A 16,126-nucleotide genomic window follows, 5' to 3' on the forward strand; every position below is an offset into this window, starting at 1 on the left:
AAGAAAAGGTGCCGACGGGCAACTCGATGAGGGCTGAGAGGGCTCCCTCATCATCGTCCGCCCGTCGGCACCTGGTCAAGATCAGTCGGAACTGACGCCCTCAGTCGGAACTGACGCGGTCAGTCGGACTGACAGGCGACATCGACCAGCATCATCGACCGACCCGCATCGCCGACTGACAACCATCATCGACTGACAAGCAACACCGACTGATTTGCGTCAGCTCCGTTCCGTGAACAGTCCCTTGAACCATCGTTCGAACCGGACATCGACGTGATCGAACGCGGCCGTCGGGACCGGATGCACTTCCGCCGCCGTGGCGTTCGCGATCTTCTCCTCGAGCGGGAACCGACTCGCGTCCCAAATCGCATCCGGCTCCTGGCTACCGACCGCGACGTGGCGGTAGATCGGCGCCACGCGTCGGATCTCGTCGAACACCTCCGCCGGGCTCCCGTACGGCATCTTGAACCGCAGTCCCATCTTCGCCGCCAGCGCCGTGATGATCTGCCACGTCTGGTATCCGCTCCGCGGCGGGATCGCCCGGCCCAGCAACTGCACTCGCCGCTCGGAGTTCGTCACCGTCCCGGACGTCTCCGGTGTGCTGCTCATCGGCAGCACCACGTGCGCCGCCTGTGCGGTCTTGGTCGGGAACAGATCCGCCACAACGAGGAACTCGACCGCCTCGAGACCGGCGCGGATGTCGTCCGGCAGGTCGGCGGCACCGAGCGGATCCTCGCCCAACACGACCGCGACCTTGATCTTCTTGTCGGCAAGCAACCGCGCGACGTCCGCCTCGCCAGTGTCCAGGTCACGGAGCGCCACGCTCCAGCTCTTCTCCAGGTCCTCGACGACCGCCTGGTCGGTAATCGACCGATAGCCCGGATACCACGCCGGATGCGCACCCATGTCGAGGAGGCCCTGCATGTTGGCCTTCTCGTGCATGGGCAGCACCAGGCATCCGAGGGTTCGGGCCGCTGCCGCGAGCGAACGCGTATCGTCGAGATGGCGCACGCCCCGGTAGTCGCGGTTGAAGATCAGCACCTTCCGCTGGCTGCCGGAGAGGATTGCGGCTGCCTCCCGGATCGCCTCGATGGTCACGCCGGCCTTCTCAGCCACCTGCGCGGGCGTGAGCGAGGTGACAGCGCCGGTGGCCTCCAGCCGTGCCGCCGGGTCCTGACCGGCACTCCGCACGCTCTCGGCCACGATGGCCTGCAGGACGAGCGTCTGCGCGTCGGGGGCGCACTGCAGGAACAGTTCCGAGCACTGTGCGGTGCGGTTGTCGGTCGGTCCGATGTACACCAGTCGTGCGCCGTTCCTGATCGCACGCTTCGCGATCAGATCGACGACGAAGTGCTCTGCGTCGAGATCCGAGTTCACCACGAGGATGGCCTGGGCCTGCGCCACGTCGGGATACGTCGCGGTGGCAAGCACGTCGGGCGCGAACAGGTCACGGTTCACCAGGTGGCTGAACGACGTGACGTTGTGCGTCTTGAGCGCCACCCGCGCGAACTTCTGCGCGAGGTAGATCTCCTCGTTCGTCATGCGCGGCGAGACGAACACCGCCATCTCGCGTCCCGCGTACTGCCGCGACAACTCCTTCAGCCGTTGGCCAGCATGCGCGAGCGCTTCGTCCACCGACGTCTCAACGACGGGGTGGCCGTTGCGCACTCGCGCCGTCGACAGGCGGTCCTTGTCGTGCACGTAGTTGAAGCCGAACCGTCCCTTCCGGCAGTGATTGCCGAAGGTCACCTCGTTCCGCTCGTTGCGGGACACCTTCACCAGCGTGTCGCCGAAGGCGTCGTAGTCAATCCGGCAGCCGACGCCACAGTAATGGCACACGCTCCCGGTCGACTCGGTCCTCCACGGACCCGGCTTCGCCAGCGGCAGCCGCTGCTCGATGGCGCCGGTCGGGCAGGTGCCGATGCACAGCCCGCAGGACACGCACTCGGTGTCGAGCAGCGACCCGCCGAGCGCGGGAGCCACGACCGTGCCGAATCCCCTGTTGATGAACCCGTAGGCACTGACGCCGACGACATCACTGCAGATGCGGACGCATCGACCGCACAGGATGCACTTGTTCGCGTCGAGCTCGATGAGCGGATGCGAGCTGTCGCGTTCGTGCTGCCGGGCCTCGCCGAGGAAGTGCTTGACGTCCACGCCGTAGTCGGTCGCGTATTTGCGCAGGTCGCAGTCGAACAGCGCCACGCACCCGCACTCCAGGCAGCGGGTCGTCTCTTCGCGCATGTCGTCGGTCGAGTATCCGAGTTCGACCTCCATGAAGGTCTTCACGCGCTGATCGACCGGGATCAGCGGCATATGGCGCTTCGGCTTCTCTTCCTTGGAGCGGAGGTCGTTGATCGTGATCTTCGAGAACACATCTTTCCGGCTGAGGAAGGCCTCGGGCTCGGGCCGTGCCTTTCCCTCGCGGATGTAGGTGTCGATGGCGTAGGCGGCCTTCCGGCCGGCCGCGATCGCTTCGATCGCCGTGGCGGCGCCGGTGACGACGTCACCGCCCGAGAAAACGCCGTCCGCGGTCGTCTCGAACGTCTTGTCGTTGACCTGCACCGTCTGCCAGCGCGTGAGGCCGAGCGCTTCGCCCTCCGGCAGGAAGCCGGGCACCTTGCCGTCCACGAGGTCCGTGACGGTCGTGCTCTGGCCAATCGCCGCGATGACGAAGTCGCATGGCACGAGGAACTCGGACCCCCGGATCGGCTTCGGGCTGCGGCGGCCGGACGCGTCTGGCTCGCCGAGTTCCATCCGCTGGCACTCGACGGCGGTGAGCCGTCCGTCGGCGTCGGTCACCACCCTGGTCGGCGCGTTGAGCAATTCCAGCTTCACGCCTTCCTCGACGGCGTCGCGAATCTCGGCATCGTTGGCCGGCATCTCGGCGCGCGTGCGTCGATAGAGGATCTTCACCTCGGCCACGCCGAGCCGCAGCGCGGTCCGTGCGCAGTCGATCGCGGTGTTGCCGCCCCCGACGACGCAGACCGTGCCGTGGATGTCGATCTTGCGCCGCAGGCCGAAGTTCTTGAGGAACTCGATGCCCGAGAGCACCCCGGACGCGTCCTCGTTCTGCACGCGCATCAGCGAGCTGCGCCAGGCGCCGATACCCAGGAAGACGGCCTCGAAGCCCTGCTGCTTGAGGCTGGCGATCGTGAAGTCCTTGCCGAGCGTCGTGTTCGTCTTGAGCGTCGCACCGAGGCCGAGAATCTGGGCGATCTCGAGGTCGAGTACGTCCTTCGGGAGGCGGTACTCGGGGATCCCGTAGCGGAGCATGCCGCCCGGCTCCGGCTGGCCCTCGAAGATCTCGCAGGTGTAGCCCTTCGTCGAGAGGTAGTACGCGGCCGACAGGCCGGCGGGGCCGGCACCGACGATCGCGACCTTGCGGCCGTTCTTTGGTGCGACGTCCGGCCGGAACGCCTCCGGGCTGTTCAAGTCGAGGTCACTGATGTAGCGCTTGATGTAGTCGATGCCGACGGCCTCGTCGAGCAGCGTCCGGCGGCAGCCCTTCACCTCGCACGGACGCGTGCAGACGCGGCCGCACACCGACGGCAGCGGGTTGGCCTGCTTGATGAGCGCGATCGCGTCCCTGTACTTGCCGATGGCCGCCAGCGCGATGTAGCCCTGGATGTCGATACCGGCCGGGCACGAGATCTGGCACGGCCCGACGCAGTCGGCGTAGTGATCGGAGAGCAGGAGTTCCAGCGCGGCCTTCCGCGACTGCCTGACCTCGGCGTTGTTCGTTTCGACGACCATGCCGCTCATGACTCTGGTCGAGCAGGCGGGCATGAGCGACCTCGCCCCCTTCACCTTCACCACGCAGACGAAACACGACGCAAACGGCTCGAGCTGCGCGTCGTCGCAGAGCGTGGGAATGGTCTCGATGCCGTGCTGGCGCGCCACCTGGAGAATCGTCTGGCTGCCGTCTGCCATCACCCGCTTGCCGTCGATTTCAAGCTTCACAAGGGACATATGGGTCAGTCCTTCGCAATCGCACCGAGATTGCAGGCTTTGTAGCACTCGCCGCACACCGTGCACTTCGACTGGTCGATGACGTGCACCTTCTTGCGTTCGCCAGTGATGGCGCCCGCCGCGCAGGCCTTCAGGCACAGCATGCAGCCGCTGCAGTCATCGGTGATCGTGTAGGTCAGCAACTTCTGGCAGTGGTGGGACGGGCACTTCTTGTTCGTGATGTGTGCCTCGTACTCCGACCGGAAGTACTTCAGCGTCGTGAGCACCGGGTTGGGGGCCGTCTGGCCGAGGCCGCAGAGCGACGAGTTCTTGACGCGAGCCGCCAGGTCCTCGAGCAACTCGATGTCGCCATCCCGCCCGTCGCCCTCCGTGATGCGCGTCAACACCTCGAGCATGCGCTTGGTGCCGATGCGACAGAACGTGCACTTGCCGCACGATTCGCGCTGCGTGAACTCGAGGAAGAACCGGGCGACGTCCACCATGCAGGTGGTCTCGTCCATCACGACGAGGCCGCCCGACCCCATGATGGCCCCCGTCCTGTTGATCGACTCGTAATCGATCACCGTGTCCTGGAGCTGGGCCGGAATGCAGCCGCCCGACGGCCCGCCCATCTGCACCGCCTTGAACCTGCGGTCATCGCGGATGCCGCCGCAGATGTCGTAGACGATCTCGCGGATCGAGATCCCCATCGGCACCTCGACCAGGCCGCCGTGCCGGATCTTGCCGGCCATCGCGAACACCTTGGTGCCCTTGCTGTTCGACGTACCGAGCGAGTTGAACGCCTTCGCACCGTTCATCACGATCCAGGGCACGTTGGCGAACGTCTCGACGTTGTTGATCGACGTCGGCTTCTCCCACAGCCCCTTGGTGGCAGGGAACGGCGGGCGGACGCGCGGCATGCCGCGCTTGCCCTCGATCGACATCATGAGCGCCGTCTCCTCACCGCACACGAACGCGCCGGCGCCCTCCTTCAGCTTGATGTGGAAGGCGTGCGTGCTGCCGAGGATGCCGTCGCCGAGGAAACCGCGCTCCATGGCCTGCGCAATGGCGATGTTCAGCCGGTCGATGGCTTTCGGGTACTCGGCGCGCACGTAGATGTAGCCGTGGTCGGCGCCAATCGCGAAGCCGGCAATCACCATGCCTTCGATCACCGAGTGCGGATCGCTTTCGAGCACCGAGCGGTCCATGAACGCACCCGGGTCGCCCTCGTCGGCGTTGCAGATGATGTACTTCTGCGTGCCGGCCGCCATGCGCGTGAAGCGCCATTTCATCCCGGTGAGAAACCCTGCGCCGCCCCGGCCGCGCAGCCCCGATTCGATCATCATGTTGACGAGCGCATCGGGGTTCTTGGCGTCGAGCACCTGCTGCAGCCCGCGATAGCCGCCCACCTTGATGTATTCGTCGATCGACTCGGGGTCGATGTTCCCGCAGTTACGCAGAACGATCCGCTGCTGGCGGCCGAGGTAGGCGTGGTCGCTGCCCTTGCCGCTGCTCGTCCAGACGAGCCAGTCGGCGATTGGCGCGCCCTGGCCCACGTGCTCGTCGATCAGGCGGCCGACCTTGTCGGGGCTGATGTGCCCGTACAGATAGCGCTCGCCGTCGCCGTTGCTGATCTCGACGAGCGGCTCCTGGTAACACATGCCGACGCAGCCGGTCTTCAGCAGCTCGGGGGCGTCCGCCAGATCGGTCAACTTGGCTTCGAGCGCCCGGTAGGTGTCCTCGGCGCCAGCCGCGATCCCGCACGTGGAAAGGCCAACCGTCACCCGCGTCATGAGCGCTCCCCCTTCTGGTATTTCTTCACGACCTTCACGGCGGCCGACGGGCTGAGGTTGCCGTAGGTCGCGTTGCTGATCATCAGCACCGGCGCGAGCGAACAGCAGCCGAGGCAGGAGACGGTCTCGATGCTGAACAGCCGATCGGCGGTCGTCTCGCCGTTCGGGATGCCGAGGTGCTTCTCGACGGCCTGGCTCACTTCCACCGCCCCGCTCACGTGGCACGCGGTCCCGTGGCACACGCGCAGCAGGTGCTTGCCGACCGGCTTCAGCCGGAACTGCGCGTAGAAGGTGGCCACGCCGTAGATCTGCGAGAGCGGGATCCCGGAGACCTTGTGGATCTCCTCGAGCCGCTCACGGCGCAAGTAGCCGTCCTCGGTTTGCGCCTCCTGGAGGAGCGGGATGAGCCGCCCTTCCTCGCCGACGAAGTGCTGGTTCTTGAAGTTGTAACGCCGGTGGGTCTGCATGATGACTCCCGTGGTGCCACGTGCGCGTGCCGCGAACCGATTGGACCGGGGCTAGTCGTGAGGGATCTTGAACATTCGGTTGAGCAGGTCGATCATCTCGTCGAGATCGCCGAACCCGCCGAGCGCGTGGCCGCGGCAGCCGCGCCGCCCGCAGAACTCGATCGAGCCACCGCCCGCGAGGTTGAGTGAGGCCATCGACGCGTCGCACAGCTTGCACCGACTGTCGATCGTCAGGCTGCGCTCGCACGTGGGACAGCTGAACTCGGTGACATCCCCGTCACCGATCGGAAGGTCGGTCTCGATGTTGTAGTCGCCGAACATCGCACTCAGGCGAACCACGCCTTCCTGCTGCGTCCCAGCCACCCGGGCGCCCAGGACGACGTGCTCCCCATCTGTGAGCGCAGCCTGGCAGTTCGGACAGCGGACATCGAGCAGGAGCAGCTGCTGGCTCATGACGCTGGGCCTCCGGCCCCAAGAGTGTCGTGGGGCGAGGAAATCGAGAGTCTGGCGGCTGGATCGTATCGATCCCGAGGGGCAGGACGAGTCTACCAACAAGTTGTCGCGGCCGACAAGCTAGGCTATAGCGATTGCTTAACAGTAGACGCTGCCCTCTGACGGCGAGCCACCGGTCATTTCTTTCTCAGTTGTTCCAGCGTCTTCTTCAGCGACTCCAGCCGCAGGCCTGCCTCGCCCAGCTTGCCTTCCGCCGTGAGCCGTTGGTAGTCGGCCAGATCCTTGGCTGCCTGGTCGATCAACGCCTGCACGTCGGGTGCCGCCGCCGCGACAGTCGGGGCCGGGGCCGGTGGCGGGACTGCGCCCGCTCCCGAGGTCCCGCCCCTCGTCGGCACACTGGCAGCGGTCGCGGCCGCCTCGCCGAACAAGCTGGCCATCGCGACATCGAACGTGGGACCGTAGCCGAGGCTGTCCTGCAGCGCGAGCACGACGAGGCGCAGCTGCGGCATCGGGCTGCGCTCGGCCTGGAGGTAGATCGGCTTCGCGTACAGCAAGGCGCGGCCGATCGGGATGACGAGCAGACTGCCCCGCCGCACGTGGGACCCCTGCTGGTTCCACAGCGTCAGCTGCGATGAGAGTTGCGGGTTCTGGTCGATGCGGGCCTCGACCTGCAGCGGTCCGTCGATCAAGCGTGTCTTCGGGAAATCGTAGACGCGCGCCGTGCCATACGCCGCACCGTCGCTCCGCCCCGCGATCCAACCGATCAGGTTGTTCCGGTTCGACGGGGTGAACGGCAGGATCTCAACGAACTCGAGGTCCCGCTCACCGGGCAGGCGCATGAGAACGAAGTTCGGATCGAGCGGGCGCGTCACCTGCTCCCGGTCCTCGCTGAGCGTCACCTCGCTCGCCACGCTCCACAGATCCTCGCGGTTGTAGAACACCTCCGGATCCCGCATGTGGTACAGGCTGAATGCGGCCGCCTGGGCCTTGAGCAGCAATTCCGGGTACCGCACGTGGGCGCGCAGATCCGCCGGCATGCGGCTGGCGTCGGTGAACAGCGATGGGAACACCCGCCGGTATGCCGCGATGATCGGGTCGGTCGGATCGAACACGTAGAACGTCACGGTCCCGTCGTAGGCATCCACCACCACCTTGACGCTGTTGCGGAGGTAGCTGATCTGGAGGTCGCCAAGGCGGTAGTGGCGGGCGTAGGGGAACATGTCGGAGGCGGTGAATCCGTCCAACATCCAGTAGAGTCGGCCATCCCCGCCCACGACGACGAACGGATCCGGATCGAAGGTCAGGAACGGCGCGAGCGCGCGGACGCGTTCCCGGACGTTCCGGCGCATGAGGAGCCGGCTCTCGGGCGTGATGTCGTCGCTGAACGGCAGCTTCGACAGTTCCCCGGTACCGGCGTGCGCCGCGAGCAGCAGGCGCCGGCCGAACGAACCGATCGGAATGCCGCCCTTGCCCTCGTACGAGGTGTAGTTGTTGCTCTCGCCCTGCGGGTAGTTGAACTCCTTCTGCCGCGTGCAGACGTAGACGTCGGTGTTGGTCGCCTGACCGAAGTAGATCTCCGGACGCGTCACCTTGATCTCGGGCGCGGTGCTCTGCACCGGCATGTTGCTCAGCACGAGTTCCGGCAACCCTTCGGGCGTGAACCCGTTCACCGTATTCATCGTCACGCCGTAGCCGTGGGTGTAAATCAGCTTCTCGTTGATCCAGTTGCGGCTGCTCTCGGGCAGCTTCTCGAGACTCAGCTCGCGGGCCGCCACCATCATCTGCCGCACCTCGCCTCCGATGCGGTAGCGGTCGATGTCGATGTCCGGGAAGTCGTAGTAGGTCCGGATCTCCTGGATCTGCCGGAGTGTGTCCTGCAGCGCACGCCAGTCCCACAGCCGGATGTTCTGGACCGTCGCCGAGTTGTCCGCAAGGTCCACCGCCGCCGTCCCGCTCTCGGCGGGGAACGGGCGCTGCTCGAGATGATCGAGGTCGAAGGCGCGCCGCGTGAACTCGATGTTGTGTTCGATGTACGGACGCTCGCGCACCAACTGGTTTGGCTTCACGATGAAGCCCGTGACGTACCACGACACGATGGTCAGCCCCACGTAGACGACGACCGCCGGCGCCACGGCGGCGATCACGACGACGAGCCGGCGCGGGCCGACGGCGTTGTAGACGGCAATCGCGGCGCCGACGACCAGGGCGAGCGCCACGAACAGCAGGCCGGGAATCAGGATGTGCGCGTCCGAGTACCCGACGCCGGAGAAGATCGTGTGGTCTTCGAACAACTGGTCGTACCGCATCAGATAGACGCGCCACGCCAGGACCATCAACACGAACGCCACCGCGAACGACACGGCGCGGAAGCCGCGGCGTGGCGCGGTCACATCGAACAGCGATGCCTCGTCGGGCGCGCCGGACAGCACCAGCGAGATGATCGAGGCGATGAGCACCACGAAACCAATCGTCGTGAGCCACGTGGCCAGCAGCTGCCAGACGGGCAACGTGAACAGGTAGAACGCAACCGGCCGGCCGAAAATCGGATCGGCAACCGAGGCAACACCAGCGGCCGCCTGTCCGTGGTGGTAGAGCGCGAACGTGTTCCACTCGGCCATCATGCCCGACGCGGCGCCGAGCGCGACGACGAGCGAGACGATCCAGGTGACCGCGCGGATGACGGGATCCAGCGAGAAGGACACTGGCTGGCCGTTGACGAACAGCGTCTGTGCGCTCAGCCGGGGAGGGCGCAGCAGGCGCAGAGCGAGGAAGAGGATGGCGAACGTCGCCAGGCCGAAGCCGGTGAACAGAACGGCCTTCAGCTCGAGCGTCCGCCAGAACACGTCCGAGTAGCCGAGCGACCCGAACCAGAGGGACTCGACGTACCACGACAGCATGGTACGGCCGCCCAGGAACAGCAGCACCACGATGGCGAGGAGCGCCAGGCGTGCGTGGCGCAGCCGCCGGCCGCCGGATCCGCCGAACAACAGACTGGAACGTCTTCCGGCGTCTGGAATCTCCATACAGCTCCCCCCGGCGGGGGAGTGTAGCATCCTTCCCCTTCTTTCTCGGCAGGTCTCCGGTTTTGTCGCCTACAGCGCGAACCGGTCGATGGCCGCCGCCACGCCGGCTTCGTCGTGGCCGAGCGTCACGTGCCAGCCGCGCTGCTTCAGCTCTTCCACGGCGTTACCCATCACCACGGGCAGCCCGGCGAACTCCAGCATCTCGCGGTCGTTGAAGTTGTCGCCAATCGCCATCACCTCGCCGGAGGTCAGTCCACGGCTGGCCACCCACTCGGCCAGCGTCGCGCCCTTCGTGCAACCGCCGCGGTTCACGTCCACCAGGGAGAAGTCCCGCGATTCGTACTCGGTGACGGCGATGGCCACCTCGCCGCCGACGGCCAGGGCCCGGACGGTGTCGACCAGTTCCCGCATGCGGAGGACGGTGCCCGAATACATCACCTGGATCGGGTCCTCGGTGAGGGCGGCCTCGAGCGGGATCGACTCGACGATGAAGTCGCGGTTCCGGTCGAAGTAGGAACGACGGTGGGGATCGCTCAGATCGAGGCGCTCGTGCACGACCTGCGCTGAGCGCGGGCGATCGAAGACGAGCGCCGTCGCCTCGCGGAACGCGGCCGTGCCCTCGACCACGATCCTGGCGGTGGCCGCCGGCAGGAGGTGCCGCGCGAGCGTCTCGCCGTTGTGCGCCTTCACGATCGCCCCGCCACTGACGATGAGGGTGAGCGGCGCGTCGATCGCGTCGATGACCGGCCGCGCGAAATCGAATCGCCGGCCGGTCACGAGCGCCACCTCGATTCCGCGGTCCGTCGCCCGCCGGATCGCGTCCCGGTTCGCCTCCGGAACGCGCCACTGGCTGTCCAGGAGCGTGCCGTCGACATCGAGGGCGATGAACCGAATCACTTCATGCCCGCCGCGAACCGGGTCCATGGCTTTGTCGGCATGTCGCGCAGCAGGCCCTTCATCCAGCCGTACTCCGGATGCTGCTGGAGGAACGCATCGGCTTTGAAGTCGGGCGCGCACTGATGGCCCATCGCCGCCCACAGCTGCATCGACGCCGCCATGGTCCCGTCGGCAACCTTCGATTGCACCGTGCCGCCGGGGAAGTAGGGCGGGTAGTTCCACTCGGGGATGCCGCGCGGCGAACCGTCCACGACACCGCACAGCGACCGTTCGTTCGGACCGTCCTTCTTCTCGATGACGTCATACTTGTCGGCCTCGAACTGTTTGGCCACCTCGATGTCGATCCTGCCCTTGAACTGCGCCATGAGCTGTTCCCAGCGCACGCGGCGGGCGTTCGGCGAGCTGTCCTTCTTCTTCGTATCGAACGTCGTCTCGGCCTTGATGAGCTTCGCGTCCACCGGGAAGTTCGCGCCCACGAAGTACCCGTCCTTCGTCCGGCGAAGGCTGTGTTCCTTCAGGCCCAGCTCGAACAGCGCAATCTCACCCGTCTTGTTGTCGGCCAGCAGCCAGTCGTTCGCGTAGCCGCCGTTGTTCCCGTCCAGCATGATCCGGACGTAGTCGTCGATCGAGTTGCTGTACTGCATCGCCTTGCGCGCCCGCATGAACTCGGGGACGCCGTTCGGATCGAATCCCTCGAAGCCCGTGATCGTCGTCTCGGTGATCATGATCCCGTTCGAGTTGATCCCGAAGTCGTCGTCGCTGACGATGACACCGGGCAGGCCGTCCATCAGGATCCGGTTCCCCTTCTCGGGCTTGAGGTCGAAGACGATCTGCCACCTGGAGCCGATCGCGTAATTCGTCCAGTTGTTGTGGGCGATGACGATCTTGCCGTCCTTCGTGTAGCTGCCCGTCGCCACGAACGCACTGCAGTTACCTGGCGCCTTCTGCGTGGGCGACTTGCCCTGCTGCTTCTCGAGCCACGGCACGTAGTAGTCGGGCAGTTCTTCGATGGCGTTGAGCGCGATGACGTCCCAGCGGTCTGCCTTGACGCCCTTGGCGGCGAGACCCGCGACGATGCCGTCGATCTCCTGCTGGTACTCGGCGTCCATCCTCGGCCAGAGCATCTGCTCACCGGCCTGGCGGTAGAACGCCCAGTCCCTTTTGGTCTGGTGCTCCGTGAAGGCGCGGAAGACGCGCAGCAGGTCCGCCGTTTCGGCGGCGAGCAGATACCCGTGCTGGAAGCCGAGCGTCGCCGGATTGCCCTCGAGGTGCACGAAGATCCAGCCATTCTGTTCGTCGAGGCGGTAGCTTCCCGTCAGCCGGGTATCGGGCTGCGCCGTCGCGGCGGGAGGCTGGGGCGGCTTGTCGCTGGCCGGCTGCGGGCCGCGGCACGCTGACAGCACCAGGCCGATGAGCACGAACGGAAGAACCAGCGCGGAACGTCGCCTCACAACACACCTCCCAGAAGGAGTCGGGACCATTTTCCGGGAATCATGACAGAACTGTGAGAAGAATGCCTCATCACGAGAAAATCGTCCCGACCCCAATTCTGGCCAGCCTCAGTCCGCCGGGTGCGGGTAGAATCGTGGCGTCATGAGCGGGCTGCGCCGCATTCTCCACGTGGACATGGACGCCTTTTTCGCGTCCATCGAGCAGCGCGACGATCCCACCCTGCGCGGACGCCCCGTGGCCGTGGGCCGCGACCCGTCCGAGCGGGGTGTTGTGGCGGCCGCCAGCTATGAGGCGCGCCGGTTCGGCGTCCACTCCGCCATGCCCACCGCCCACGCGCTGCGGCTCTGCCCCGCGCTCGTTGTCGTGCCTCCCGACTTCACGCGCTACCGTTCGGTGTCCGCGCTGATCCAGGAGATCTTCCGGTCGGTCACGCCGCTCGTCGAACCGCTCTCGCTCGACGAAGCCTACCTGGACGTCACCGAGAACGCGTGGCAGGAACCGCTCGGCATGAACGTGGCACGACGCATCAAGGACTGTATCCGCGAGTCCACCCGGCTGACCGCGTCGGCGGGCGTCGCACCGAACAAGTTCCTCGCGAAAGTCGCGTCCGGCTGGAAGAAGCCCGACGGCCTGACGGTCGTGGCGCCCGAGCGCGTCGAGAGCTTCCTGCGCGATCTGCCCGTGGACGCACTGTGGGGAGTGGGCCCGGTCACGGCGCGTCGCCTTCGTGCCATCGGCATCGAGAAGACCGTGCAGCTGCGCGTGGTCGATCGGGCGGCGCTGCAGCAGGCGGTCGGCAGTGCCGCCGACTGGCTGATTCAGCTCGCGCACGGCGTCGACGATCGTCCGGTCGAACCGAACCAGCCGTCGAAGTCGTCGGGGACGGAGAACACGTATTCGCAGGACCTTCAGGACATCGGCCGCATCCGGTCCGAAATCGATCAGATGGCACGGGAAGGCGCCGGGTGGCTGGAGCGCGAGAACCTTTACGCCCGCACGGTGACGATCAAAGTGCGGTATTCGGACTTCACCACGATCACGCGCAGCCACTCGGCGTGGCCGGCGACCCGCGAACCGGATCTGATCGCAGGCCGGGCGCTCGACCTGCTCGACCGGACGGAGGCGGGCCAGCGCCCAGTGCGTCTGCTGGGCGCCAGCGTTCACAACCTCGAAGACTCCCCCGCCGAGGCCCCGTCACGCCGTCGCATCCGGCCGCTGCCGCTCTTCGACAACCTGCCGGACGATTCGATGGCGGACGGGTAGAGACACTCCGCTGCCTGCGCGGTGTCCGTCTACTTCTTCACGGGCGGCTTCGGCGGCGGCGGCACGGGGATGACGGGCTTCGGCTTCGGCGCGCCGAAGCGCACCCGCAGGCCACCGCCCACCTGGAACCCGCCCGCATCCACCGGCACCGACACGCCCTGGCCCGTCGCATCCTTCACGGTGAACGTGGCCGACGCGCGCGCATAGCGGACGAGTCCGCCCGCGCCGATGTTCGGCGTGAAGAAGTAGCCGACGTCGGCCCCGAGATTGAACCCCCAGGCCGTCTGCGACGCGTCGGTCGTGTTGCCTCGCACCGAGTTGACGACGTCGTACGGATAGACGTCGGTGAACCCCACCGACCCGGCGAGCGTCTGTTTCACACTGAAGACCGACGGCCCGCCGGACACCAGCAGCAGCATCTTCGGCGACAGCGGAATACCCCACGTGCCGACCAGGTGAATGCCGGTCTCGCTGTGCGACGCCTCGAACTCCCCGGCCAGCGTCCGGGCTCTGTTGAGATAGAGCGGGTTCGGGAGCGACCCGGCAATCGTCGCCGGGACCGAGTGGGACACGGCCGTGACCGCCGCTCCGACCGCCAGGTTCCGCCAGACGCGATAGCCGCCGTTCACGTCGACCCCGGGGCCGTTCTTCGCCGGGTAGCCGATGCTGGCCGAGGCGCCCTCGGCGAAATACGTCCAGGACATTCGTTGATCAATCGCCGAACTGCCGCCCTGATACAGGCCGTTGACGCCGAAATATCCCATGTCCAGCCAGTCGCCCGGCTTCGGCGCCGGCTTCCGCGCCGCGGCCGGGGCCCCCGGCTTGGCCGGCTGGCTGCCCGTCCGCGCGCTCACCGTCGGCGCCGCGCCCGGCTGCATCTCCACGAGCGACGCGAGCACGTAGCCTTCCTTCTTCGTCTGCGGATCCCGCACCTTGTACCAGTCGCGGTTCACGTCGAGCACATCGAGCAGGCGGCCCGCTTCCAGTTGCTGGACGGCGGCCGCCGTCTGGCTCGCGGCGGCGCGCAACACCGCTCCCCCGACCTTGACCTTCACGGTGGCGGCTCCCGCAGGAATCGCCAGCAGCAAGACGAGCACGAACACGAAAGACGCTCTCTTCAGCATGGCATTCCTCCTAGAACACGCCCACGGCCGACCACGCCTGCGTGACCGCCCGCTCGGCAGCGCTCCCCGCCCCGTAGAGGCTGGTCGCCGTCGAGATGGTTTTCGCGCGCGCCAGGCTGAACGTCGCATTCGAGGGAAGCGTCGTGAAGCCCTTGAAGAAGATCTTCTCGATCTGCTCCCGGTTCGCCGCGCCCACGCCCTGCACCGCCAGGCCGGACGTCTTGTTCGTCCCACCCTCGATGGCCAGGTAGAACGCGTGGCTCGCAATCGTCGAGTTCGTGTGCACGCCGCCGTTGTCCGACGTCCCCGTGTAGCGCTTCGTGAAGTGGTCGGGGTCGCCGAAAATCGACGGATCGGCGAGGCTGCGGAGGCCCGCCCGGCTGCCGGGTTTGTACGGGGACGGCTTGAACGCGTCCTCGCCCTCGAGATAGTCCGCCTGGAGCACGCCGTTGCCTGGCGACTGGAAGTAGAACTCCGTGCCGGTTCCCATGATGTCGGAGAACGCCTCATTGAGCGCTCCGGACTCGTTCCGATAGATCAGCCGGGAGGTCAGGCCCGTCACGCCGTGCGAGATTTCGTGGGCGACGATGTCGAGCGCCGCGGCGAAGTAGTCCACCGACTGGCCTTCGGGCACCGTGTAGTAGTTGCTCGGCAACCCTTCGCCCAGCACCATCAGGTCCTCGAAGTTCGCCCCGCACGACCCGCAGAAGAATGCGTTGAGCAGGTAGGTCCCCGTCTGGTCCGACGTGTACTTCGCGATGTCCGCGCGCCTCGCCGGGTGCACCATCGTGTAGATGGGACGCGAATACTGGTAGCCGTGCCGCTTGTAGTAGTAGTCGATCGTGTACCCCACGTAGGTATGCCCGTCGACGACGACGCTGTCGGTCCAGGTCGAGGCCGTGTTGACGGCGATGTCGCCGGTGACCAATGGGGTGATGCCCTCCGCGATGAGATCCGCCCGGGCCACGTCGCCCTTGATGTCGTAGCTCCTGATCGCGACCGGACGCATCTGATCCCACGCCTGGAACGTCGTGCCCTGCTGGGTGACGCTCAGCTTCTTCAGGTCGCCAAGCACACCGTTGCCGGTGACCCCTGTCGCGGTCTGGGTCTGCAAGTCGTTGTACTCCAGCTCGACCACGCCGGTCTGCGCGTTGATGAACAGGACCGGTCGCTTCTGGTTGTGGAACGCGGTGAGCCGGTAGGTGAGGACGAAGGACCCGTCGTCGCGCGGCAGGATCGTCAGCGCGGGTCTCAGCCGACCGGACGTTGGGATACCGGTCTGGCGCGTGAAGATGCTGACCGCCTCGGCCTCGCTGAGTTTCGGCGTCGTATCCAGAGCCGTCACGGTATAGAGATTGGTGGTCACCGAGAGCGTCAGCTTGCCATCCGTCTCACGGATCGCTTCCCCGCCGAAGACCGAGACATTCTGGAAGTACTGGTCGTATCGCTCGTGCCGATGCCCCGGCACGGTCGAGTCGTCCTGCACCACGCGGAGCCGCAGTTCGTGCTCCCGCTCCATGGCCGTCAGGCGGTCGTCCCACTCTCGGAGCGCCCGTCCGCCATCGGCAACGACACGCACCGCTCCCCCGCGGCCCGGTTGATCGGAACGCGCGGTCACGAAGACACCGAGCGCGATGACCAGCGTCAGTGCCACGGTCACGACGCAACTGATTCTACTCATGAGAACCTGTGACTCCATTCTG

General features: G+C 66.4%; 10 protein-coding genes. 1 reads left to right on the plus strand and 9 read right to left on the minus strand.

Annotation, left to right across the window (positions count from 1 at the left end; genetic code table 11):
• Window positions 1–219 precede the first annotated feature (219 nt).
• From VGK32_08310 to VGK32_08340, 7 genes are all read right to left on the minus strand, one after another.
• Window positions 220–3,972, minus strand: coding sequence for an FAD-dependent oxidoreductase (locus VGK32_08310; GenBank protein HEY3381757.1), 3,753 nt, complete (start codon window positions 3,970–3,972; stop codon window positions 220–222).
• A gap of 5 nt (window positions 3,973–3,977) precedes the next feature.
• Complete coding sequence (nuoF, locus tag VGK32_08315) at window positions 3,978–5,744, minus strand: NADH-quinone oxidoreductase subunit NuoF (GenBank protein ID HEY3381758.1); 1,767 nt, start codon at window positions 5,742–5,744, stop codon at window positions 3,978–3,980.
• Entirely contained in the window at window positions 5,741–6,211 is a 471-nt protein-coding gene (gene nuoE, locus VGK32_08320; protein HEY3381759.1) for an NADH-quinone oxidoreductase subunit NuoE, read from the minus strand. The genes nuoF and nuoE overlap by 4 nt, the downstream gene beginning before the upstream one ends.
• 51 nt (window positions 6,212–6,262) lie before the next feature.
• The gene (locus VGK32_08325; GenBank protein ID HEY3381760.1) at window positions 6,263–6,664 is read right to left on the minus strand and encodes a hypothetical protein; all 402 of its coding nucleotides are present in this window, start codon (window positions 6,662–6,664) and stop codon (window positions 6,263–6,265) included.
• A gap of 176 nt (window positions 6,665–6,840) precedes the next feature.
• The gene (locus tag VGK32_08330; GenBank protein HEY3381761.1) at window positions 6,841–9,687 is read right to left on the minus strand and encodes a UPF0182 family protein; all 2,847 of its coding nucleotides are present in this window, start codon (window positions 9,685–9,687) and stop codon (window positions 6,841–6,843) included.
• Window positions 9,688–9,756: 69 nt separating this feature from the next.
• Window positions 9,757–10,611 (minus strand): HAD-IIB family hydrolase, encoded by an 855-nt coding sequence (locus VGK32_08335; GenBank protein HEY3381762.1) that lies wholly within the window; start codon window positions 10,609–10,611, stop codon window positions 9,757–9,759.
• Window positions 10,581–12,035: a C45 family peptidase gene (locus VGK32_08340; protein HEY3381763.1), complete on the minus strand. Its 1,455-nt coding sequence runs from the start codon at window positions 12,033–12,035 to the stop codon at window positions 10,581–10,583. The genes VGK32_08335 and VGK32_08340 overlap by 31 nt, the downstream gene beginning before the upstream one ends.
• Before the next feature lie 142 nt (window positions 12,036–12,177).
• Between VGK32_08340 and dinB the strand changes: the two genes are divergently transcribed.
• Complete coding sequence (dinB, locus tag VGK32_08345) at window positions 12,178–13,299, plus strand: DNA polymerase IV (GenBank protein HEY3381764.1); 1,122 nt, start codon at window positions 12,178–12,180, stop codon at window positions 13,297–13,299.
• A gap of 29 nt (window positions 13,300–13,328) precedes the next feature.
• Here dinB and VGK32_08350 read toward each other — a convergent pair whose 3' ends face one another.
• Together VGK32_08350 and VGK32_08355 are read right to left on the minus strand one after the other, a co-directional pair.
• The gene (locus tag VGK32_08350; GenBank protein HEY3381765.1) at window positions 13,329–14,423 is read right to left on the minus strand and encodes an SH3 domain-containing protein; all 1,095 of its coding nucleotides are present in this window, start codon (window positions 14,421–14,423) and stop codon (window positions 13,329–13,331) included.
• A gap of 10 nt (window positions 14,424–14,433) precedes the next feature.
• Window positions 14,434–16,104, minus strand: a complete 1,671-nt coding sequence (locus VGK32_08355) for a M4 family metallopeptidase (GenBank protein ID HEY3381766.1) — start codon at window positions 16,102–16,104, stop codon at window positions 14,434–14,436.
• Window positions 16,105–16,126: the final 22 nt, after the last annotated feature.

The organism is Vicinamibacterales bacterium (assembly GCA_036504215.1).
Taxonomy (GTDB): Bacteria; Acidobacteriota; Vicinamibacteria; order Vicinamibacterales; family Fen-181; genus FEN-299.

Excerpts from the sequence above, each read along its gene's own strand:
- VGK32_08310 (HEY3381757.1), bottom strand. The coding sequence starts at position 3,972 with ATGTCCCTTGTGAAGCTTGAAATCGACGGCAAGCGGGTGATGGCAGAC.
- nuoF (HEY3381758.1), bottom strand. The coding sequence starts at position 5,744 with ATGACGCGGGTGACGGTTGGCCTTTCCACGTGCGGGATCGCGGCTGGC.
- nuoE (HEY3381759.1), bottom strand. The coding sequence starts at position 6,211 with ATGCAGACCCACCGGCGTTACAACTTCAAGAACCAGCACTTCGTCGGC.
- VGK32_08325 (HEY3381760.1), bottom strand. The coding sequence starts at position 6,664 with ATGAGCCAGCAGCTGCTCCTGCTCGATGTCCGCTGTCCGAACTGCCAG.
- VGK32_08330 (HEY3381761.1), bottom strand. The coding sequence starts at position 9,687 with ATGGAGATTCCAGACGCCGGAAGACGTTCCAGTCTGTTGTTCGGCGGA.
- VGK32_08335 (HEY3381762.1), bottom strand. The coding sequence starts at position 10,611 with ATGGACCCGGTTCGCGGCGGGCATGAAGTGATTCGGTTCATCGCCCTC.
- dinB (HEY3381764.1), top strand. The coding sequence starts at position 12,178 with ATGAGCGGGCTGCGCCGCATTCTCCACGTGGACATGGACGCCTTTTTC.
- VGK32_08350 (HEY3381765.1), bottom strand. The coding sequence starts at position 14,423 with ATGCTGAAGAGAGCGTCTTTCGTGTTCGTGCTCGTCTTGCTGCTGGCG.
- VGK32_08355 (HEY3381766.1), bottom strand. The coding sequence starts at position 16,104 with ATGAGTAGAATCAGTTGCGTCGTGACCGTGGCACTGACGCTGGTCATC.